At 73.6% G+C, this 18,511-nt stretch carries 19 protein-coding genes; 4 read left to right on the top strand and 15 right to left on the bottom strand.

What is annotated here, in order from left to right; all coding sequences use genetic code 11:
• The first annotated feature begins 47 nt into the window (after positions 1 to 47).
• Positions 48 to 1,298 carry a serine hydrolase gene (locus ACGF5G_RS04575; RefSeq protein ID WP_393258949.1) on the top strand — a complete coding sequence of 417 codons (1,251 nt, stop codon included), beginning with the start codon at positions 48 to 50 and terminating at the stop codon, positions 1,296 to 1,298.
• Between the two features lie 102 nt (positions 1,299 to 1,400).
• Here ACGF5G_RS04575 and ACGF5G_RS04570 read toward each other — a convergent pair whose 3' ends face one another.
• From ACGF5G_RS04570 to ACGF5G_RS04560, 3 genes are all read right to left on the bottom strand, one after another.
• Positions 1,401 to 1,685, bottom strand: a complete 285-nt coding sequence (locus ACGF5G_RS04570) for a putative quinol monooxygenase (RefSeq protein WP_393258947.1) — start codon at positions 1,683 to 1,685, stop codon at positions 1,401 to 1,403.
• Positions 1,686 to 1,718: 33 nt separating this feature from the next.
• The gene (locus ACGF5G_RS04565; protein WP_393258945.1) at positions 1,719 to 2,477 is read right to left on the bottom strand and encodes a MerR family transcriptional regulator; all 759 of its coding nucleotides are present in this window, start codon (positions 2,475 to 2,477) and stop codon (positions 1,719 to 1,721) included.
• A gap of 98 nt (positions 2,478 to 2,575) precedes the next feature.
• A complete protein-coding gene (locus tag ACGF5G_RS04560) occupies positions 2,576 to 3,103 on the bottom strand; it encodes an ArsR/SmtB family transcription factor (protein ID WP_393258944.1) in 528 nt (175 codons plus the stop codon).
• Between the two features lie 55 nt (positions 3,104 to 3,158).
• On the opposite strand from ACGF5G_RS04560, the gene ACGF5G_RS04555 reads away from it, so the two are divergent.
• Complete coding sequence (locus ACGF5G_RS04555) at positions 3,159 to 4,094, top strand: S41 family peptidase (protein WP_393258942.1); 936 nt, start codon at positions 3,159 to 3,161, stop codon at positions 4,092 to 4,094.
• 305 nt (positions 4,095 to 4,399) lie between these two features.
• Here the strand turns inward: ACGF5G_RS04555 and ACGF5G_RS04550 are convergent, their stop codons facing one another.
• From ACGF5G_RS04550 to ACGF5G_RS04505, 10 genes are all read right to left on the bottom strand, one after another.
• Positions 4,400 to 6,061, bottom strand: a complete 1,662-nt coding sequence (locus ACGF5G_RS04550; RefSeq protein ID WP_393258941.1) for a hypothetical protein — start codon at positions 6,059 to 6,061, stop codon at positions 4,400 to 4,402.
• Positions 6,058 to 7,170, bottom strand: coding sequence for a hypothetical protein (locus ACGF5G_RS04545; protein WP_393258940.1), 1,113 nt, complete (start codon positions 7,168 to 7,170; stop codon positions 6,058 to 6,060). Before ACGF5G_RS04545 ends, ACGF5G_RS04550 begins: the two co-directional genes overlap by 4 nt.
• A gap of 112 nt (positions 7,171 to 7,282) precedes the next feature.
• Positions 7,283 to 7,768, bottom strand: a complete 486-nt coding sequence (locus tag ACGF5G_RS04540; RefSeq protein WP_393258938.1) for a hypothetical protein — start codon at positions 7,766 to 7,768, stop codon at positions 7,283 to 7,285.
• A 274-nt stretch (positions 7,769 to 8,042) separates the two neighbouring features.
• Positions 8,043 to 8,276: a zinc-ribbon domain-containing protein gene (locus ACGF5G_RS04535; protein ID WP_393258936.1), complete on the bottom strand. Its 234-nt coding sequence runs from the start codon at positions 8,274 to 8,276 to the stop codon at positions 8,043 to 8,045.
• 48 nt (positions 8,277 to 8,324) lie between these two features.
• Positions 8,325 to 9,188, bottom strand: coding sequence for a sugar phosphate isomerase/epimerase family protein (locus tag ACGF5G_RS04530; RefSeq protein WP_393258935.1), 864 nt, complete (start codon positions 9,186 to 9,188; stop codon positions 8,325 to 8,327).
• Positions 9,189 to 9,376: 188 nt separating this feature from the next.
• Positions 9,377 to 10,312, bottom strand: a complete 936-nt coding sequence (locus ACGF5G_RS04525) for a CHRD domain-containing protein (RefSeq protein ID WP_393258934.1) — start codon at positions 10,310 to 10,312, stop codon at positions 9,377 to 9,379.
• 305 nt (positions 10,313 to 10,617) lie between these two features.
• The gene (locus tag ACGF5G_RS04520) at positions 10,618 to 11,496 is read right to left on the bottom strand and encodes an SRPBCC domain-containing protein (RefSeq protein ID WP_393258933.1); all 879 of its coding nucleotides are present in this window, start codon (positions 11,494 to 11,496) and stop codon (positions 10,618 to 10,620) included.
• Positions 11,489 to 12,046, bottom strand: a complete 558-nt coding sequence (locus ACGF5G_RS04515; RefSeq protein ID WP_393258931.1) for a helix-turn-helix domain-containing protein — start codon at positions 12,044 to 12,046, stop codon at positions 11,489 to 11,491. The genes ACGF5G_RS04520 and ACGF5G_RS04515 overlap by 8 nt, the downstream gene beginning before the upstream one ends.
• Positions 12,047 to 12,133: 87 nt before the next feature.
• Positions 12,134 to 13,477 carry a class I SAM-dependent methyltransferase gene (locus ACGF5G_RS04510; RefSeq protein ID WP_393258930.1) on the bottom strand — a complete coding sequence of 448 codons (1,344 nt, stop codon included), beginning with the start codon at positions 13,475 to 13,477 and terminating at the stop codon, positions 12,134 to 12,136.
• A complete protein-coding gene (locus tag ACGF5G_RS04505) occupies positions 13,474 to 14,874 on the bottom strand; it encodes an FAD-binding oxidoreductase (protein ID WP_393258929.1) in 1,401 nt (466 codons plus the stop codon). Before ACGF5G_RS04505 ends, ACGF5G_RS04510 begins: the two co-directional genes overlap by 4 nt.
• Before the next feature lie 160 nt (positions 14,875 to 15,034).
• Between ACGF5G_RS04505 and ACGF5G_RS04500 the strand changes: the two genes are divergently transcribed.
• Positions 15,035 to 15,319: a DUF427 domain-containing protein gene (locus ACGF5G_RS04500; RefSeq protein ID WP_393258928.1), complete on the top strand. Its 285-nt coding sequence runs from the start codon at positions 15,035 to 15,037 to the stop codon at positions 15,317 to 15,319.
• 51 nt (positions 15,320 to 15,370) lie between these two features.
• Here ACGF5G_RS04500 and ACGF5G_RS04495 read toward each other — a convergent pair whose 3' ends face one another.
• Positions 15,371 to 16,726 (bottom strand): MFS transporter, encoded by a 1,356-nt coding sequence (locus ACGF5G_RS04495; RefSeq protein ID WP_393258926.1) that lies wholly within the window; start codon positions 16,724 to 16,726, stop codon positions 15,371 to 15,373.
• 19 nt (positions 16,727 to 16,745) lie between these two features.
• On the opposite strand from ACGF5G_RS04495, the gene ACGF5G_RS04490 reads away from it, so the two are divergent.
• Positions 16,746 to 17,717: a GlxA family transcriptional regulator gene (locus ACGF5G_RS04490; protein ID WP_393258925.1), complete on the top strand. Its 972-nt coding sequence runs from the start codon at positions 16,746 to 16,748 to the stop codon at positions 17,715 to 17,717.
• 137 nt (positions 17,718 to 17,854) lie between these two features.
• Here the strand turns inward: ACGF5G_RS04490 and ACGF5G_RS04485 are convergent, their stop codons facing one another.
• A complete protein-coding gene (locus ACGF5G_RS04485) occupies positions 17,855 to 18,319 on the bottom strand; it encodes a hypothetical protein (RefSeq protein WP_393259222.1) in 465 nt (154 codons plus the stop codon).
• Between the last annotated feature and the right edge of the window lie 192 nt (positions 18,320 to 18,511).

Genomic DNA, 18,511 nt, shown 5'->3' with positions numbered 1-18,511 from the left:
CTGGGGCGCGATGCCGGGCGACCCGCCGGCCTTCATATCGTACAAACGTGAGGAAAACGGACAAGAAGCGCTCATCTTCCTGGCGGGGCGCGGTGCGCGTACCGCTGGCGGTCGTCACCCTGCTGGCGCTGGCGGCAGGGCCGGCGGCGGCGGACGGCGGCGGGCCGGAGCCCGGGCCCGGGCGCCCGACGGCCAGCACGGCGGCCTGGCTGCCCTTCCCCGGCGGGGTGTTCTCGGTGGACACCGGCACGCGCACCGTGCGCTACCGGGCCTGCAACGGCGACACCGGCCGCGCCGCCGACCCGGGCATGCGGGTCGTCGGCCGGTCCGCGCGCGGCACGCTGACCCTCGACGGTACGACCTACGCCTACGACGTCCCGCTCGTCGGCCGCCGGTGGGGCACCCTGGAGGTGGCCCGCCCCGGCGCCCGGCCGCAGCGGCTGGCCGGCCCGGTGGTCACCGACCCCCCGCCGCCCACCGATCCGGCCGCCGGCCGCCGGCTGCTGCCGCTGACCGACCGGCTCCGGCAGGTGGTCGACGCCACGGCCGGCACCAACCCGGCCGGCGTCACGGTCCGCGACCTCTCAGGTCGGTACGGCGACCAGCAGGTCGCGGTGAACGGCACGTTCCGGCCGAAGGCGGCCAGCGTGATCAAGCTGTGGATCCTCGTGGAGCTGCTGCGCCGGGTCGACTGCGGCCAGGTGTCGCTGGACGAGGGCGTGCTGGTCACCCCGGCCGACGTGGTCGACGGCACGGGCGAGCTCCAGCACGAGACGTTCCCGCAGGTGGTGAGCCTGCGTCGGCTCGCCGAGTACACGATCGTCTACAGCGACAACACCGCCGCGAACGTGCTGATCGGCTACCTGCACGGGTTCGGGCCGGTCAACGCCCTGGCGGACTCGATGAACCAGTGGCAGACCATCCTGGCCCGCAAGTTCCTCGACGAGGACGCCGCCCGGCGGGGCGAGGAGAACTACACCAGCCCGGACGACGTCGTCTCGCTGCTCGGCGCGATCTGGGACGCGCAGATCCTCACGCCCGGCTCCCGCGACCTGCTGATCGACTTCATGCGGCGGCAGACCCTGAACACCAAGATCCCCGCCGCGCTGCCGCCCGGCGTCCCGGTCGCCCACAAGACCGGCGACCTGCCGGACGCCTCCCACGACGTGGGCTACTACCTCATCCCCGGCTCCGAGGTCGCGGTCGCGTTCCTCACCTCCGGCCCGATCGCCACCGGCGACGAGGTGGTCCGCCGCCTCGCCCGCACCGTCTACGACCACGTCGCCGATGGACGGTGAGCCCCGCTCCGGCCGGCCGGCCGCACGGCCAGCCGGGCTCGGCCGGCCGAGCCCGAGCGGATCCGGGGCCGGCCGGACGCGGCAGCGTCCGGCCGACCCCGGTCAGGGAGCCTCGACGCCGGAGATGAGGTACCTGTGCACCTCGGCGCCACGGATCGCCACCGCCTGCTCCTCGGCCGGCCCCGCACCCCGGAAGGCCAGCAGTTGCGCGTCGGACTCCCAGCGCTCGTAGACGTTGATCCGGCCCGGCTCGACCAGGTCGGCGCTGATCGCGAAGTCGACGCAGCCCGGCGCGGACCGCGCCTGCCGGACGACCTCGACGCAGTCGGCGAGGTAGGCGTCCCGCTCGTCAGGGTCGACGTAGAGACTGCCGGCGACGATGAGCACTGGTGACCTCCAGGGTGCGGACGGACCGCACGATCAGGCGCGGCTGATCGCGTTGGCGTGGATGGCCTCGCTCAGGTACGCCGCCATCCCCGTCCTGATCCTCTCGAAGTACGCGGTGAACCGCTCGTCCGCCACGTACATGTCGGCCAGCCCCGTGTGGACCTCGTACGGGCACTCGTAGAACCAGCGGCTGATGAGCTGCCGGTGCTCCTCGGCCAACTCCATCGCCGCCGGGCTGTCCGCCGGCGCGCCGGAGGACATCACCTCGACGAACCGCCGCCCCCAGTCCTCGTTCTCGGCCTTGTTCCGCAGCCAGTCGTCCTTGGTGTAGCGGGACACGTGCCGGTTCGACTCCCGGTACGCCTCGGTGCCGCCCCACCGTTGCTCGGCCTCCTCGGCGTGCGCTTCCGGGTCGAAGTCGCCGAAGACCTCGAACCGCTCCTGCGGGGTCAGTGCAATGTTCAACTTGCTCGCCTCCATCGCGAACTCGATCGCCGTGACCATCTCCTGGAGCCTCTTGATCCGTACGGTCAGCAGCTCGTGCTGGCGGCGCAGGTGCGCCGCCGGGTCACTCGCCGGGTCGTCGAGGATCGCGGCGATCTCCTCCAGCGGGAACCCCAGCTCCCGGTAGTAGCGGATGTGCTGCAACCGCTCCAGGTCGGCGTCGTCGTAGCGCCGGTAGCCCGTGCCGCTGCGGCCACTGGGCGAGAGCAACCCGATCTCGTCGTAGTGGTGCAGCGTCCGCACGGTCACCCCGGCGAACTTCGCCACCTGTCCCACCGTGTACGCCATGGTTTCCCTCCCTTCCGCCAACGAGGCTCCCGCCTGCCGTTACGTGAGGGTCAAGCCCGATTCTGGACCGGCGGGCGGCGGCCCGTCGGCGGGACCGGTCAGGCCGGTGGCGGCGGGGTCTGCCGGTAGAGGCTGACCAGCACGCCGTAGCGGTCCTCGCCCTCGCCGGCGTCCTCGGCGGTGTCGAGCAGCTCGCTGAGCGCGGCGCCGAGCCGTTCGGCCTGGGCCGCGGTGAGGCGCAGGTGGCGCAGGTGCAGCAGCGGCTCGCCGGGCGCCGCGGAGACCTCCTCGGCGACCGCCCCGAGCATCGCGGCGGTCGCGGCGGCGTGGCCGGGCGCCACGCGCATCCGTCGGGCGCTGCGCTGGTAGTACTGCTCGGTGCCGCCGCGGACCTGACGGGTGTGGGCGACGCGGATCATGTCGGCGTCGCGCAGCACCTTGAGGTGGTGGGCCACGTTGCCCTTGGCCGCGCCGAGCGCCGCAGCGAGTTGGCTGATGGTGGCGGGGCGTTGCCCGAGCGCGAAGAGCAGCCGCTGCCGCAGTGGATGCCCGAGCGCCTTGAACTGCGCCGGGGTGGTGACCTCCAGCAGGTCGTCGAGCGGCTGCTCCGTGGGCGTCGGCGTCATACCTAAAGTGTCTACGTCTCTTGACGCTTTGTCAAAGCGCTGATCTACTGCGGGCATGACAACCCTCGACACACGGGAACAACCGGCATCGCAGATCGAGATCGCCGAGGTCGTCGAGCGCACGGCCCGGCTGGTCGGCGAGCACTACGTCTTCGCCGACGTCGCGGCCCGGCTCGCCGGGCTGCTGCGGGCGGAGACGGACCAGCACCGGCAGGCAGCATCCTGGTCGGCGCTCGCCGACTCGCTCACCCGGACACTCCGGTCGGTCAACGGCGACCGCCACCTGCGGGTGAAGTTCCACGACCGGCCGCTGCCGGAGGACGGCGGGGATCCGCTCGCCGACGCGCTGCCCGGGATGGCCCGGGCCAGCCTGGGCGGCATCCACCGGGTGGAGCGGCTGCCCGACAACGTCGGCCTGGTGCGGATCGAGCCCGCACTGTTCTCCCCCACGCTGGCCGGGGAGGCGATGACCGCCGCGCTGCGCCTGGTCGCCGACGCCGACGCCCTGATCCTCGACCTGCGCGAGACGATCGGCGGCGACCCGGAGATGGAGGCACTGGTCTGCGGGCACCTCTTCGACCGCCCGACGCACATCTACACCATGCGCCAGCGCCACCTGCCCGACCGCCAGTTCTGGAGCCCCGCACCGCTGGCCGGAGCCCGCTTCGGCGGCGACCGGCCGCTGGCCGTCCTGACCAGCGCGACGACCTTCTCCGGCGGCGAGTCGCTTGCCTACGCGCTCCAGCAGCACGGCCGGGCCACGGTCGTCGGCGAGCGGACCGGGGGCGGCGCCCACCCCCGGACGGGGTTCCCCGTCCACCCGCACCTGCACCTCTCGGTGCCGATCGCCAGCCCGGTCAACCCGGTCTCCGGCACCAACTGGGAGGGCACGGGCGTCGTTCCGGACGTCGAGGTGCCAGCGGCCGAGGCGCTCGACGCCGCCCACCGGACCGTCCTGCGCACCACCCCGCCATCACTCATCGTGACCTAGCACTCCTCGTCACGCAGTGTCACGCTGCGGCGGAGGGCCGCACCGCCCCGTCACCCCTTTGCTCTGCACCCATGACCGCACCATGGGTGTTGACCTGGACATGTCCATTCAGCGGGCAGTTCGCGGGGTTCACGCAGCGTGCCTGGTGCGTCGGCGGGTGCAGAGCAAAGCGCGCGGAGGGGGTAGGCCCCGGCGGCGCACGAAGGTAACGGAGAGTGGCGACGAATTCCGGCCAGCTGGCGCTGGACCGGTGGCGGGAGTCCAGCCCGGGTCCGGGCGGGTGGGAGACCGACGCGTCGGGCCGGTCAGGCCCACTCCTCGTCGGGGTCGCCGTACGCGTCGGCCGAAGAGACCGCCGCGACCGCGCGGTCGGTGGAGCCCGAGGCAGGGCCGTGCGACTCAGGCGCACGGGCCGGCCCGTGGCCAGGCGGCACAGCAGCCGGCCCGTGGCCAGGCGGCACAGCGGCCGGGCCGGGGTCCGGGGCGGGGTCGGACGGCACAGGCGCGGGGACCGGTGGGCCCCCGTGGGTCCACGGGGTCTTGTCGACGGCAGGGAAGGTCCCCGCCGGCATGAAGGAGTCCGACAGGGTGGTGTAGCAGAGCCGCTCCCCCACCTCGGGCACCGTGCCCGGCGGGGCCGTCAGCCCCCGGCCCATCCCGCCGGAGAGTTCCAGCACCACCTCGGTCTTGCCGTCCGCCGCCGGGGTCACGAAGACCACTTTGGCCTTCTGCGCCGGCCGGGCCGGCGAGTACAGCGTGGCGCCGACCGGCATCGGCACCGGCTCGGTGGTGACGACCTGGACGCGGGGGCGCAGCACCGGCCGCTTCCCGGTGTCGTCCACCCGCTTCGGGTCGGCCAGGGTCACCTCGCCCACGAACGCCTCGCCGGTCAGCCGGTGCTCCGCCATCACCAGCGGGTCGTCGTAGGCGCGCTGGACGGCGTACGAGGTCAGGGCCCGTTCCAGCCGGTGCAGCCGCTGGGCGGCGGCCACCGCCCCGTCGCGGCGGGGCTGCGGCGGGCCGCCCGCGTCGACGTGCTCGGCGTACCCGGTGAACGCGTCCTTGTCGCCGTCCCACCGGCCGGCCACCCGGGCCCCCGGCGGCAGGCCGCGCAGCAACCCCACGCCGCGCCACATCAGTTCCCAGGTGGGCGCGAGCTGGTCGCGCAGCAGTCGCTCCAGCTCCGCGTACGCCCCGGCGCGCGCCTCCGGATCGTCCTCGGCGGCGGCGTACGCGGCGATGGCCGGGGCGAGGCGGTGGTTGTCGAAGTCGGGGTCGGTGGCCGGCCCGGCGGGCGGGCACAGCGCCGGGTCCTCGGCCCGGGCCGCCGCCTCGGGGCCGGTGAGCCCGGCCGGCGGGTCGATCCAGCCGAGCAGCGCCGGCAGGTGCAGGTCCTCCACCACGCTCTGGCCGGTGGCCCAGTGCAGGGTCAGCGCGTCGGTCATCGCCACCAGCGCCGACGAGCCTGGGTGCTCGGCCCGCTCGGCGAGGAAGGTCAGCCAGCGCCCGAGCACCGGCACCGACGGGTGCACTGGATACTCCCCGTCGGGGCGACGGAAGCGGGTGGAGCGGCCGAGCAGCCGCAGGAAGGTCACCCCGGCCGGGTTCGGCACCAGCAGCTGCGGGGCGTCGACGTACCGGTACCGCACGTCCCTGCCCCGGTCGATCGGCACCGCCTCGGCGACCCCCCGGAACCCGTCCAGGTACGGCAGCACGATCGCGGCCAGCTCGGCGGCGAACCGGAATCGCTGGTCGCGGTTGCGGGGCTGCGGCACGATCAGCAGCCGCGCCGCGTCGGGCGCGTCGCCGACCAGCGCCGCCAACGGGGCGTTCGCCTCGCCGGCCATCGCCAGCGGCACCAGCACCAGCGGGCGCTCGGCCAGGTGCAGGTGCCGGACGGTCGCCACCGGCTGGGCCACCCCGGCGGCGAGCGCCTGCGCCCTGGCGAGCGCGCGGAGCGTACTCATGCCGGGGTCCCGGCGAGGGCGTCGGCGCGCAGCCGGGCGGCGGCCCGCAGCAGCGCGGCGGCCTCCTCCTGCCCCGGGTCCGGCGTGCGCTCGCCGGCGGCCAGCGCCAGCACCTCGTCGACGTCCGCGATCCCGCCCAGCGCCTCCCGGACCGGCCGGCCCAACGCCCCGCTGTGGCCGCGCGCCTCGTGCCGGCAGAAGTACGCCAGCTCGCAGGCCGCCAGGCACTCCGGCGCGTAGCGGGCCTCCACCCGGGACAGTGCGGCGAGCAGCGCCGCGGGCTCGGCGGCCAGGTCGGCGGTGAAGTCCTCGGGCACGGCGGCCAGCAGCGCGTCGAGCCGGGCCATCCGGTCGAGCTGCCGGCGCAGCACCAGCAACTGCTTGCGCACGTCGACCAGGCTGGCCACCGGCTGGTTGGCGAAGTCCCGCGGGCAGACCAGCACCACGTCGTGCGACACCAACTCGGGGTCGTGGCCGGCGGAAGCGAGCAGCTCGCGCAGGGCCAGCACGTAGACGGCGGCCTGGGTCGCGGCGGCGGACACCTTGGCCGCGTCGGCCTGGCCGTCGACCACCGGGAACGACTTGATCTCGACCACGTGGAACCGACCGGCGAGCCGGGCGGCGACCAGGTCCGGCTCCAGGTGCACCCGGCGGCCGGCGACGTCCAGGCCGAGCAGGGGATGGTCGAACAGCGCGGCGGCGTCGCCCGTCCCGTCGCCGGGCGTGGCCCCGGTCAGCAGCTCGGCGGAGCGCCGGTGCCGGGCTGCCGTGTCGTCCTCGACGCCGTCGTCGAGGTCCGTCCAGGTCGCCGCCGCCGGCACCGGTACGCCCAACCGCTCGGCGACCAGCCGCAGCAGCTCGGCCCCGCCGTCGGCCTTGACCTGCGCCTCGAAGGCGTTGCCGCGGGTGATGGCGAACCGGGACTGCCCGAACCGGGCGGGGAAACCGATCCGCTCGGCCAGCTTCGGCTTGTCCACCCCGGCGCCGTCCAGCACGGCCCGCCGGGTGCAGCCCGGGTTGCCGGTCAACGCGGCGATGGTGCGGGCGTTGTGCCGCCTGGGTGGCACGCCGCCGCGGATCGCCGCCAGTCGCTCCTCGCTGCTCGTCACGATCCGCCACGATAGGCGGTCCCCGCCGGTCGCGCCGGGCGACGCCCCGGCGCGAAGAGCGCGGGACGCCGCCCGGTGCGCGCGTGCCCGGCCAAACCGCGCCGGAGCCCGGTCAGGCCGAGCCGGAGAGACCGGCCAGGAGCGCGGAGCCGCCGCAGCAGACCACGCCGAGCACGAGGAAGGTGACCAGCAGGATGCTGTAGTTCGACCACATCCCGAACTTCGTCACGTCGGTGCCCTGCCCGTCGTGGACGCGGTTGCGCCACCCGCCGAAGCGGAACGACAGGTGGTGCACCGCGCCGGGATGGGCGACGAGCGCGGTGGTCATCACGGGAATGCCCATGAAGTCTGTGTAGCGGACGTCGTGCGGGCCCGCCGGGACGGCCACGTGCCAGGTGCCCTCGCCGGGAATCGGCACGACCTGGCGGTCGACCTTGAATTTGCTGGTCGAGGGGGCGGGGACGAGGTACGGCCCGCGGTTGACCGAGACGGCCAGCACGGCGTGGCCCGGGGGTGGCGGGATCGGGTGGGGGTAGGCGACCAGCGGGGTGACCGCGCCGGGCCCCGGCGGGTACGACGGATGAGGGGGATACGACATCGCCACATCCTGGCACGCCCCGGCACGCGGGCCGGGGCGCGCGCTGTCGGGCCGGCTGACACCGGCACCCACGGGTCACGCGGCGGTCAACGGCCGGAGGAGCGGTTCCAGGGCGAACGGGGCAGGGCGGTGCTGGCCGTCGGGCGGCGGTCTCGGCGACGCCGGCGGCGCCCCGGGGTGCAGGGCGGCCGGGAGACGGTGTGCACGGGCGCCGGGGCGGGCGCGGCGGGCTGCCGGCCGATCAGCCAGCAGAGGAAGCGGGCCATCGGTGGGCTCAGCCGACCGCGAGGCGCTCGGCCTCGGACGTGGGGATGTCGTACTGGGCGCCGCAGAAGGTGCACTGCTGCACGTAGCGGGTGCGGATCGGGATGATCGGGACGAAGAACAGGCTGAACTTCGTCGACCGGCGGGTGATCACCTGCGCGGCGTGGTTGCCGCAGTTGCGGCAGACCTGCCGCACCACGCCCGACTGGCTGACCTTGGTGCGGAGCCCGAAGATGAAGAACATCGCCCGGCAGTACCCACTGCCGGGCCCGCAATCACCCCGCGACCGGGGTCAGGAGCGGGAATTCTCGGCGGACGGCACGGCCGACAGCCCGCGCAGGAAGGCCAACCCCTCGACGGCGAGCGCGTCGGGGCCGGTGGCGAGCGGTCGCCACACGGACATCGGCACGGCCAGGGCCGGCGCCGTGAACGACTCGATGCTCAACTGGCCGGCGTAGTCGATGTCCGCGAGGGCGGCCAGCATCGCCCGCCAGTCGAGGTGGTCCCCGCCGGGCACGCCGCGGTCGTTGCCGCACACCTGCACGTGGGCGAGCCGGTCACCGGCCGTCCGGATGGCCGCCGGCAGGTCGCGTTCCTCGATGTTCAGGTGGAAGGTGTCCAGCGCGAGCCCCAGGCCGTCGATCCCGTCGACCACCTCCAACGCCTGCTCGACGGTGTTGAGCAGACTGGTCTCGAACCGGTTGAGCGGTTCCAGGGCGATCGTCACGCCCCGCTCGGCGGCCTCGGCGGCCAGCGGCCGGAGCCGGTCCACGAGGCGCGCCGTGGTGGCGCGCCGCGCGTCCGCGTCGAGCAGCCAGGTCCGACCGGCCGGCGCGTAGAGCGGGCCGGCCACGACGTCGGCCCCCACCTGGCTCGCGGCCCGCAGGCAGTGCCGGACGAAGTCCTCGGTGAGCCGCACGACCTGCTCGTCGTCGGCGAGCAGGTCGTGCTCGGGCAGCAGGCCGGCGCAGACGGCGGGGGCCAGGTCCAGCCCGGCGAGCAGCTCCGCGGCCACCGTGGAATCCCAGTCGCCCGGGGCCTGGATGGGCAGCTCGACGGCGTCGAAGCCCCACGCCTTGATCCGTGGGGCGAGTCGGGCGAGCTCCTCGTCGGTCAGCGGCGCGACCCACGCCCACGTGTTGATGCCGATCTTCATGGCTGCCCTCTCGCCCTCCACCGTCGACGGAGTCCGTCCACTGTAGAGGATCGTGAGGGCGCCACGGCCGGCCGACACAGAGGCAATCCGCTCGTCGGGAACGAGCGGATGCCCCTGCCGGGCCCGTGGCCCGCCCGCCGCGACGGCAGGCTCGCACAGGCACCAGGCCGACGATGAGTACGTCGCTGTCAGTCGTCGCTCATCTGCCTGTCCCAGTCGTCGTGCTTCTGCTCGCCGGAGTCGCCGCGCTTGTCCTGGCTCCGATCGTCACCCTTGTCCTGGCCCCACTCGCCACCCTTGCCCTGGCCCGAGTCGTCACCCTTGCCCTGGCCCCACTCGTCGCCCTTGTCCTGGCCCCACTCGTCGCCCTTGTCCTGGCCCCACTCGCCACCCTTGCCCTGGCCCCACTCGTCGCCCTTGTCCTGGCCCCAGTCGTCACCCTTGTCCTGGCCCCACTCGTCGCGCTCCTCGTCACGGCCCGAGTCGTCACGCTTGTCGTGGTCCCGCTCGTCGCTCTTGATCTGGCCCCGGATCTCGCCCTTCGGGTACTTCTTGGTGTGCACGTTGGCGTACGTGACGCCGGCCTCGATCGCGTCGACCAGCTCGTCGAACTCCCCGGGCTCGATGCCCTGGTCGGCGGGGCCCACCACGTCAGCGGGCCTGATGGTCCCCTCGATCTTGGCAGGGGCGGGAGGGCAGGCCTGGGTGCCCTGTGGCGCGCCGCCCTTCGCGTCCTTGAGGTTCGAGCAGAGGAAGGCGGCGATGCCGCCGCTCTGGTGTCTTCCTCCGAAGTGGATGTGCGCCTGCTCGACGTCCTTCAGGTCGTCGTAGCTCAGTCGCCACTTGATCTCCTTGTTCCGTTCGTCGATGTGCGCCTCGAACCGGCCCGAACCGGGCGTGGAGATCGTGAGCGGGTCCTCCTGGTAGCCGCTGAGCTTCGCCCGCACGGTGTCCTCACCGCGCCGCGAGTCGTCCCAGTCCCACGAGTTCTGCGACTCTCGCGACTCGTGCTTGTCGCGCGAGTCGTCCCGTCCGTCGCCCATGGCGGCGTTTCCGACGGCGACCGCCGCCACCGCCGCGCCGGCCGCCACCGCAACTGCCCACAGTCGAGTACGTCCCACCATCACTGCTGCTCCTTCCTAGGCGAGGCCTGGCCCAAGCTCACGGACGGCCGTCGACCGATCCGTCGGAGGCGCAGGCGGAAGGCGCCGTTCAGCCGAGAACGGAGTCACGATGCCGACGGCTCAGGCTGAGCAGGCGCCCCTATGATGAAATTGTCCCATATTTCCCATATGCCGTCGCGGCTTCCCCGATCCGACCGTGAGAGACTTTCGCGACCTGTGGACCGCCTGCACCGGCTCTGCGGCGCTTGGACAGGCAAGAGCCCCCTGTACCCCGATGGGGTGACAGGGGGCTCCCGCTCCCGAGGTCAGCTCGTCGCCTGAGCGACCTCCGGCTCCAGGCCCGGCACCTCGGCCGGTAGCCAGATGGGCTGCCAGTCCTTCATCTCGTGGAAGCGGCGCAGCTCGAACAGCCCCGAGAGCGACCCGGCCCAGCCCGCGTACGGGGGGTTCTGCTCGTCGAAGCCGGACTGCACGAAGGTCAGCCTCGTCTTCCCCTGCGACTCGGCCAGCTCCCAGGTGCTGACGCCGATCGGGCCCCAGTCGACCGAGAGCTTCCGGCCGGGCTCCAGGTCGACGACCTTGGCGGCGTGACCGGATTCGAAGCCACCCATGGCGTAGCGGCCGCCGACCCAGGGCTCGATGCCGATCGGATAGCCGAACCAGGCGCTGGCCTGCGCGGAATCGGTCAGCGACTCGAACACCTTGGCCGCCGGCGCGTCGATCAGCACCTCGCCGCGCATCTCGGCGGAGGTGAAGTCGACCTTCGGCAGCAGCGGGTCGCCCTCCAGGTGGGCGGCCAGGTTGGCGAGCGACAGGCTCCAGAAGGTCTGCAGCACGCCGCGGATGCTGCTGCCGCTCATCATCTCGGCGAAGTCGAAGTGGCTCTGGGTCAGCGTCAGGACCGTGCTGTCGGGCCCCTCGGCGCGCAGGGCGAACTCGGTGGTCGTCTCGACCCCGTCCAGCAGCCAGGCGAAGCGCAGCGTGTCGTCGTCGACGTGCAGCAGCCGCTGGTGCGGCGCGTCGCCCTCGGGGGTGTGCCGGCCCCAGAACTCGTACCGGTGCGGCAGCTCGACCTCGGCGTGCTCGGCGAGCCAGACGCGCAGCTCGGCCGGGTCGGTCAGGGCGCGGCGGACGGTCGCGACCGGCGCGGCGAGGCGGACGGGCACCTTCATCGGTTCACTCACTGTCTTTCCCCTTCGGATAACAGGCCACGGCGAGCTTGAAGGCGTCGCCCTCGGCGCCCCCGTAACGCGTGAAAAGGTCCTGCAGGGTCGTCCGCAGGTCGTGCAGAAACTGCTGGCGTTGCTCCGCCGGCACCCGGATCTCGCCGGCCACCCCCACCGAGGGGAGCTCGGGGGCGGCGCGGTCCAGCCCGGCGATGTCGGCCTGGACCTCCTCCATCAGGTCCAGCAGGTAGCCGAGGCTCAGCTCGTCGCGGGCCCGGCGCAGGCCGATCCGGCCGACGAGCCGGGGCGACAGCCAGTAGGACCGGGCGACGGCCTGGTAGATGCCCTCCGTGATGCCCCGGACCTTGCGCTCGCTGACCTGCTCGGCCAGCCCGGCGGCGACGAGCTGCTTGACGTGGTAGTAGACGCGCTGCGGCGTCTGCTCCAGCCGGGCGGCGACCTCGGTGCAGGTGCGCGGCTCGGCCAGTTGCCGCAGCACCTCGACGCGCTGCGGCTTGAGCAGGGCCTCGGCCTGCTCCATCTGCTCCAGGTACAGGACATCTCTCATGGCAAAATCAGTTTGTACGTACAAAAATTGTTTGTCAATGGGTTCGACGTAAGCCGCGCCGGCCGGCCGGCGCGGCTTACGTCAGGATCAGGGCAGCCAGTCGGGGCGCAGCGGATAGCCGCTCGCCCCCTCCGGGCCGTTGCGGGTGGCCAGCACCTGGTGCAGCTGGATGCCGTTGCGCTCGAACGCCAGCCGGGAGCCGGCCATGTAGAGGCCCCACACCCGGGCCGTGCCCGGCCCCACCTCGGAGACGCAGAAGTCCCAGTGCTCCACGAGGTTGCGGCACCAGCCGGCCAGCGTCAGCGCGTAGTGCCGGCGCAGGTTCTCCTCGTGCTGCACCTCCAGCCCGACGTCGTGGATCTCGCTGACCACCCGCCCCGGGCCGGCCAACTCACCGTCGGGGAAGACGTACCGGTCGATGAACGCGCCCGAGCGGTGCGGCGCGTGGTTGTCGGCCCGCGTGATGCAGTGGTTGAGCAGCCGACCGTCCGGCCGCAGCCGGTCCCGCAACGCGGCGAAGTAGGCCGGGTAGTTGCGCACCCCGATGTGCTCGGTCAGCCCGATCGAGGAGACCGCGTCGAACTGCTCGCGCGGCGCGTCCCGGTAGTCGAGGTGGCGCACCTCCGCCAGACCGGTCAGCCCCTCCCGCTCGATCGCCGCCCGGGCCCACTCGGCCTGCGCCCGGGACAGGGTCACCCCGAGCGCCCTGACGCCGTACTCGCGGGCCGCGTGCCGGACCATGCCGCCCCACCCGCAGCCCACGTCGAGCAGGCGCATCCCGGCCCTGAGCGCGAGTTTCTGCGCCACCAGGTCGTACTTGGCCGCCTGGGCCTGCTCCAGCGTGTCGTCGGGCGAGCGGAAGACCGCGCAGGTGTACGTCATCGACGGGCCGAGCACCTTCTCGTAGAAGGCGTTGGAGACGTCGTAGTGGTGGGAGATCGCCGTGCTGTCCCTGATCCGGGAGTGCCGCAGCCCGTTCACCAGCCGCTTCCAGCGCGGCTGCGCCTCCTGCGGCGGGGGCGGCGGCGGCATCAGCCGCTCCCAGCCCAGCCCGCGCACCAGGGCCAGCGCCTCGGCCAGCGGGGGCGTACGCAGCCGCAACTCGTCCTTGAGCACCCGCAGCGCCTCGTACGGGTCGCCCGGGTGCACGCCCTGCAACGCCAGGTCACCGCTGACGTACGCCCGGGCCATGCCCAGGTCGCCAGGGGCGGTGAGCAGATAGGTCAGGCCCCGCTCGGAACGGATCGACAGGGTGATCCCGGCGTCGGCCGGGCCCACCGCGCTGCCGTCGTACCCGGTGACCCGCACCGGAAGGCCCCCGGTGGTCAACGCGCGGACGACGTCCGCCACGCGCGGGCCCGGGCGCCGGCCCCCCGCTGGCGGGGAGGCGGGAGCGCTCGCCGCTCCCTGGTCTCGATCGGTCAGGCTCATTTTCGTGCTACCGCCTTCTCGTACAGTCCCGTGAGCCGGTGGTCCGGGTCGTAGCGGTCCTTCACCGCGCGCCACGTCGCGCCGCCGTAGAGCCGGTCGAAGGATTCCCGGTCGTAGTACGCGTCGGAGTAGAGCGACTTGTGCCCGCCCAGCTCCGACACCATTCGCTCGATCACCCGGTTGACGTCGCCGTCGGCGGCGCCGCCCTCGATCGGCACGCTCCCCCAGAAGCCGATGTTCACATAGTCCTGCCCCGGCCGGAGGGGATACAGCGGCCAGGCGCGGGCCGATTCCGGGCCGGCCGGCTCGCGCAGCCGCAGCGGGCACAGCCAGACCGGGGTCATCCCCACGGCCCGGGCGAACCAGCGCAGGAACTCCGCCGTCCGGTCCAGCGGGATCTCCACGTCCTGCACCACCCGCTCGCGCGCCGGCTGGCCCCGCAGCCGGTCGATCCGGGCGGCCACGCCGTGCCGGTGCTCCAACCGGACCAGCCGGTGGTAGACGTCGCTGCGCCGCCACCGCGCCGGCCAGATCCGCCGGACCATGGGGTGCTGCACGCCGAACGCCGCCGAGCACCAGAACCAGTCGGTGTCCCAGCGCCAGAGATAGTCGTACGTGGTCAGGGCGTCGCTGGTGCGCCGGCGCAGCGACCGGTAGTAGATGTCCTGACCCGTGTAGTCGCTGGCGTGCGGGACGTCGTCGGTGAAGGTGCCGAGCACCAGGTACGCCTCGCCGGGGCTGAACATCACCCCGTCCATCGCGTCCACGGCCTCGCCCGCCCAGGAGCGGGTCGCGGTGACCTCGGCGACCGCGTCGGTGAGGGCCTCCAGCCGGGTGAACCGGACGTTGCGCAGGGCCACGAAGCGGCGTACCGGCTGCAACTCGATGCGTAGCCGGGTGGCGTAGCCGAGGCTGCCGAGCGAGTTGGGGAAGGCCGCGAAGAGGTCGGCGTGCTCGCCTCCCGGGCGGGCCGTGACGACGTCGCCGGCCCCGGTGAGCACGTCCAGCTCCACCACCGACTCGTGCGGCAGCCCGTTGCGGAACGAGGTCGACTCGATGCCGAGCCCGGTGACCGCCCCGCCGAGGGTGATGGTGCGCAACTGCGGCACCACCAGCGGCATCAGCCCGTGCGGCAGGGTCGCGTCGACCAGGTCCTCGTAGGTGCACATGCCCTGCACGTCTGCGGTGCGGGCCGACGGGTCCACATCGAGCACGCCGGTGAGCCCGCTGACGTCCAGCCCCGGCACGCGGGGGGCGGACCGGGGGCGGAACAGGTTGGAGGTGCGTTTGGCGAGCCGGACCGGTTCGCCCGCGGGCACCGCCGCGTACGACCGTCGCAGCTGGGCCACCGCGCCGTCGTGGTCGACCGGGTGATGATCCACACGCACCGCGCACATGAGATCACTGTACGCTCCCGCCGCTCTTCCCCGTGGGATGTCCACGGTGGCCGTTTCGCGCCGCGACCGCCGCCCGTCGCCCGGTGGGGCGGTGGATCCGGCGGTTCCGGAACCGACGACCGCGTGGCCGCGCGGGTCCCGTCGGCATAGCGTGGGAGCCATGCCGAAAGCTGTGTGGAACGACGTGGTCGTGGCCGAGAGCGACGACACCGTGCTGGTGGAGGGGAACCACTACTTCCCGCGTACCGTCCTGCGCGACGACCTGATCCGGGAATCCGACACGCACACCGTCTGCCCATGGAAGGGCACCGCCTCCTACTACACGCTCGTCCACGACGGGCGGACCAGCCCCGACGCCGTCTGGTACTACCCCGACCCGAAGGCGGAGGCGGAGATGGTCCGCGACCGGGTCGCGTTCTGGAAGGACGTCCGGGTCGTCGACTGAGCCACCCGCCCGCACCGACGGTCGGAGCGGCAGTGGACGGCCCGCCGACCGTCAGCCCCGGTAGCTCCACGCCCGCCGGCCCCCGGCGGCGACCGCCGGGGGCGGCGCGGGCGGCGCCTCGCGGCGACGGCGCAGCAGCAGCGACAGCACGGCCGCGCCGATCGACAGCGCCCCCGCCACGTACCAGGCCGGCGCGTAGTCGCCGAGCCGGTCCCGGACCAGCCCCGCCCCGGTGGCGGCGACGGCTGCGCCGACCTGGTGCGCGGCGAAGACCCAGCCGAAGACCACCGCGCCGGACGCGCCGAAGTACTCCCGGCACAGCGCCACCGTGGGTGGCACCGTGGCGACCCAGTCCAGCCCGTAGAAGACGATGAAGACCAGCATGCTCGGCTCGGCCGTGGCCGCGAAGAGCCCCGGCAGCACCAGCAGCGAACCGCCGCGCAGCGCGTAGTAGGCGCCCAGCAGCAGCCGGCTGTCCACCCGGTCGGTCAGCCAACCCGAGGCGACCGTGCCGACGATGTCGAAGAGCCCGACCAGCGCCAGCAGCCCGGCGGCGGTGGTCTGCGGCATCCCGTGGTCGTGCGCGGCCGGCACGAAGTGCGTGCCGACCAGTCCGTTGGTGGTCGCGCCGCAGATCGCGAAGCCGCCGGCCAGCAGCCAGAACGGCCGCGTCCGGGCCGCCTGCGCCAGCGCGCCGACGGCCCGCGACGCCGCCCCGCCCGCCGGCGGCGTCGGGGGCACGACCTCGGCCGCGCCGTAGGCGGGCAGGCCGAGATCCGCCGGGTACTCGCGCAGCAGCCACACCACCAGCGGTACGACCGCCAGCGCCGCCCCGGCGACCACGAGCGCCGCCGCCCGCCAGCCGTGCGCGTCGACGAGCATGGCGACCAGCGGGAGGAAGACGAGCTGGCCGGTCGCGCCGCCGGCGGTGAGCACGCCGGTGACCAGGCCACGGCGGTGCACGAACCAGCGCCCGGTGACGGTCGCCACGAAGGCCAGCGCCATCGACCCGGTGCCGAGCCCGACGAGCACGCCCCAGCACAGGACGAGTTGCCAGCTCGCGGACATGAAGACGGTCAGCCCGCTGCCCGCCGCGACCATCAGGAGCGCGCCGGTGACCACCCGCCGGATGCCGAACCGGTCCATCAGCGCGGCGGCGAACGGCGCGGTGAGCCCGAAGAGCAGCAGGTTGACCGAGACCGCGGCGGAGATGGTGGCCAGCGGCCAGCGGAACTCGGCGTGCAGCGGATGCAGCAGCACCGAGGGGGTGGCGCGGAAACCCGCCGCGCCGACCAGCGCGACGAACGCGACGGCGGCGACGGTCCAGGCCGGGTGCAGGCGACGAGGTCGGTTCACGGCTCGAGTCTGCGGATCGGGCCGGCCGACGACGAGTGGCCGGAAAGCCATCATGCGCAATAATCGGGCCATGACCGTCCGCCCGCACCGGATCGCCGTGCTCGCCACCGACCAGGTCGTCGGCCTCGACCTCGGCACCCCCGCCCAGGTCTTCGGCACCGCGCGCGACGCCGAGGACGTACCGCTCTACCTGGTCGACACCTGCACCGCGGGCGCCCTCCCGGTGCGCAGCACCGCCGGCTACCAGGTGCTCCCCGACCACGGGCTGGAACTGCTGGAGGCCGCCGACACGGTGGTCGTCCCCGGCATCCACGGCGGGCCACCGATGCGCGACGGGACGCTCGACCCGGCGGTGGCGGACGCGCTGCGCGGGGCGTACGCACGGGGCGCCCGGATCATGTCCATCTGCACCGGGGCGTTCGTGCTGGCCGCCGCCGGGCTGCTCGACGACCGGCGGGCCACCACCCACTGGGCGTACGCCGACCGCTTCCGGCGGCTCCACCCGACTGTGGACCTCGACCCGGACGTGCTCTTCATTGCCGACGACCGGGTGCTCACCTCGGCCGGGGTGGCCGCCGGGATCGACCTCTGCCTGCACGTCATCCGCACCGACCACGGCAGCGAGGTGGCCAACCGGGCGGCCCGGCGTTGCGTGGTCCCGCCGTGGCGCGACGGCGGCCAGGCCCAGTACATCGAGCGCCCCGTGCCGAAGACGGCGGACGCGGGCACCGCCGGGGCGCGGGAGTGGGCCCGCCATCGGCTGCACGAGCCGGTCAGCCTGCGCGACCTGGCCGGGCAGGCCCGGATGAGCGTGCGGACCTTCACCCGGCGCTTCCGCTCCGAGACCGGGATGAGCCCGGCGCAGTGGCTGCTCCAGCAGCGCACCGACCACGCCCGGCTACTGCTGGAGACGACCGACCTCACCGTCGACCAGGTCGCCCGCCGCTCGGGCTTCGGCACCGCCGCGGCGCTCCGGCAACAGTTGCACCAGCGCATCGGCGTGACCCCGTCGACCTACCGCCGCACCTTCCACCACCCCTGACCACCTCCCCTCGCCCCGCCCTCCTCGCGCCCCGCCATCCCCCCGCGATCTTGCGCTTTCGGCCCGGCATTCGCCCTCTTTCATCGCGGTTCGTCGGGGCGGCATGTGCAAGATCGCGGAGTAGGGACGGGGTCAGGTCAGGGGGTGCGGAGCATGCGGAGTTGGGCCAGGTGTTTCGGGAGGTGGACGCGGGTGTGCAGGTCGAGGGTGCGACCCCAGGGCAGGGTGTCGTCGACGACCAGGTCGAAGCCCTCGCGCAGGTGCGTCTCGACCGGGGTCTCCGCCGCCGGGCCGAGCCGCTCGGTCAACACGCAGAGCTTCTGGCTGGTGGCCCGCAGCAGGGTGGCCAGCCCGTCCAGCCCGCCGCACTCGACGACCAGCGCGTCCACCTGCGGACGGTGGATGGTCTCCAGGTCGTAGTACGCGAACGGCGAACCGGCGATGACCGCCTCCGTCGCCTCGGTCATCAGCTCGTCGTTGGCGACGAGGTGGGCGACGATCTGTTCGGCGCTGAGCTGCCCGGCCGGCGGTGGCCCGAACCCGCCCGCGTCGACCTCGGCGAGCACCTCCTCGTACGCCCCTCGCAACGCCCCGCTGTCCATGCCCTCAGTGAATCCCGCCCAGCGCCGTCCGCCCCAGCGTTCCCGCACGTGGTTCACCCGGACGGGGCCCACCGGGAACGCGGCCCGGACCTGAACCTGGAGCCAGCGGACGGCGAACGCGGCCAGCGGACGGCGAACTCGGCCGGGCGCTGAGTGAACGGCCGCCAGCCACCCTCGCCGCCTGCCTGTGGT

Source organism: Micromonospora sp. NPDC047730, assembly GCF_043204765.1.
GTDB lineage: Bacteria > Actinomycetota > Actinomycetes > Mycobacteriales > Micromonosporaceae > Micromonospora.
The sequence above is the reverse complement of the archived record's forward strand: the minus strand, read 5'-3'. Positions and strand labels throughout refer to the sequence as shown.

Excerpts from the sequence above, each read along its gene's own strand:
- ACGF5G_RS04565 (WP_393258945.1), bottom strand. The coding sequence starts at position 2,477 with ATGGCGTACACGGTGGGACAGGTGGCGAAGTTCGCCGGGGTGACCGTG.
- ACGF5G_RS04560 (WP_393258944.1), bottom strand. The coding sequence starts at position 3,103 with ATGACGCCGACGCCCACGGAGCAGCCGCTCGACGACCTGCTGGAGGTC.
- ACGF5G_RS04555 (WP_393258942.1), top strand. The coding sequence starts at position 3,159 with ATGACAACCCTCGACACACGGGAACAACCGGCATCGCAGATCGAGATC.
- ACGF5G_RS04550 (WP_393258941.1), bottom strand. The coding sequence starts at position 6,061 with ATGAGTACGCTCCGCGCGCTCGCCAGGGCGCAGGCGCTCGCCGCCGGG.
- ACGF5G_RS04540 (WP_393258938.1), bottom strand. The coding sequence starts at position 7,768 with ATGTCGTATCCCCCTCATCCGTCGTACCCGCCGGGGCCCGGCGCGGTC.
- ACGF5G_RS04535 (WP_393258936.1), bottom strand. The coding sequence starts at position 8,276 with ATGTTCTTCATCTTCGGGCTCCGCACCAAGGTCAGCCAGTCGGGCGTG.
- ACGF5G_RS04530 (WP_393258935.1), bottom strand. The coding sequence starts at position 9,188 with ATGAAGATCGGCATCAACACGTGGGCGTGGGTCGCGCCGCTGACCGAC.
- ACGF5G_RS04525 (WP_393258934.1), bottom strand. The coding sequence starts at position 10,312 with ATGGTGGGACGTACTCGACTGTGGGCAGTTGCGGTGGCGGCCGGCGCG.
- ACGF5G_RS04515 (WP_393258931.1), bottom strand. The coding sequence starts at position 12,046 with ATGAGAGATGTCCTGTACCTGGAGCAGATGGAGCAGGCCGAGGCCCTG.
- ACGF5G_RS04510 (WP_393258930.1), bottom strand. The coding sequence starts at position 13,477 with ATGAGCCTGACCGATCGAGACCAGGGAGCGGCGAGCGCTCCCGCCTCC.
- ACGF5G_RS04505 (WP_393258929.1), bottom strand. The coding sequence starts at position 14,874 with ATGTGCGCGGTGCGTGTGGATCATCACCCGGTCGACCACGACGGCGCG.
- ACGF5G_RS04500 (WP_393258928.1), top strand. The coding sequence starts at position 15,035 with ATGCCGAAAGCTGTGTGGAACGACGTGGTCGTGGCCGAGAGCGACGAC.
- ACGF5G_RS04495 (WP_393258926.1), bottom strand. The coding sequence starts at position 16,726 with ATGGCTTTCCGGCCACTCGTCGTCGGCCGGCCCGATCCGCAGACTCGA.
- ACGF5G_RS04490 (WP_393258925.1), top strand. The coding sequence starts at position 16,746 with ATGACCGTCCGCCCGCACCGGATCGCCGTGCTCGCCACCGACCAGGTC.
- ACGF5G_RS04485 (WP_393259222.1), bottom strand. The coding sequence starts at position 18,319 with ATGGACAGCGGGGCGTTGCGAGGGGCGTACGAGGAGGTGCTCGCCGAG.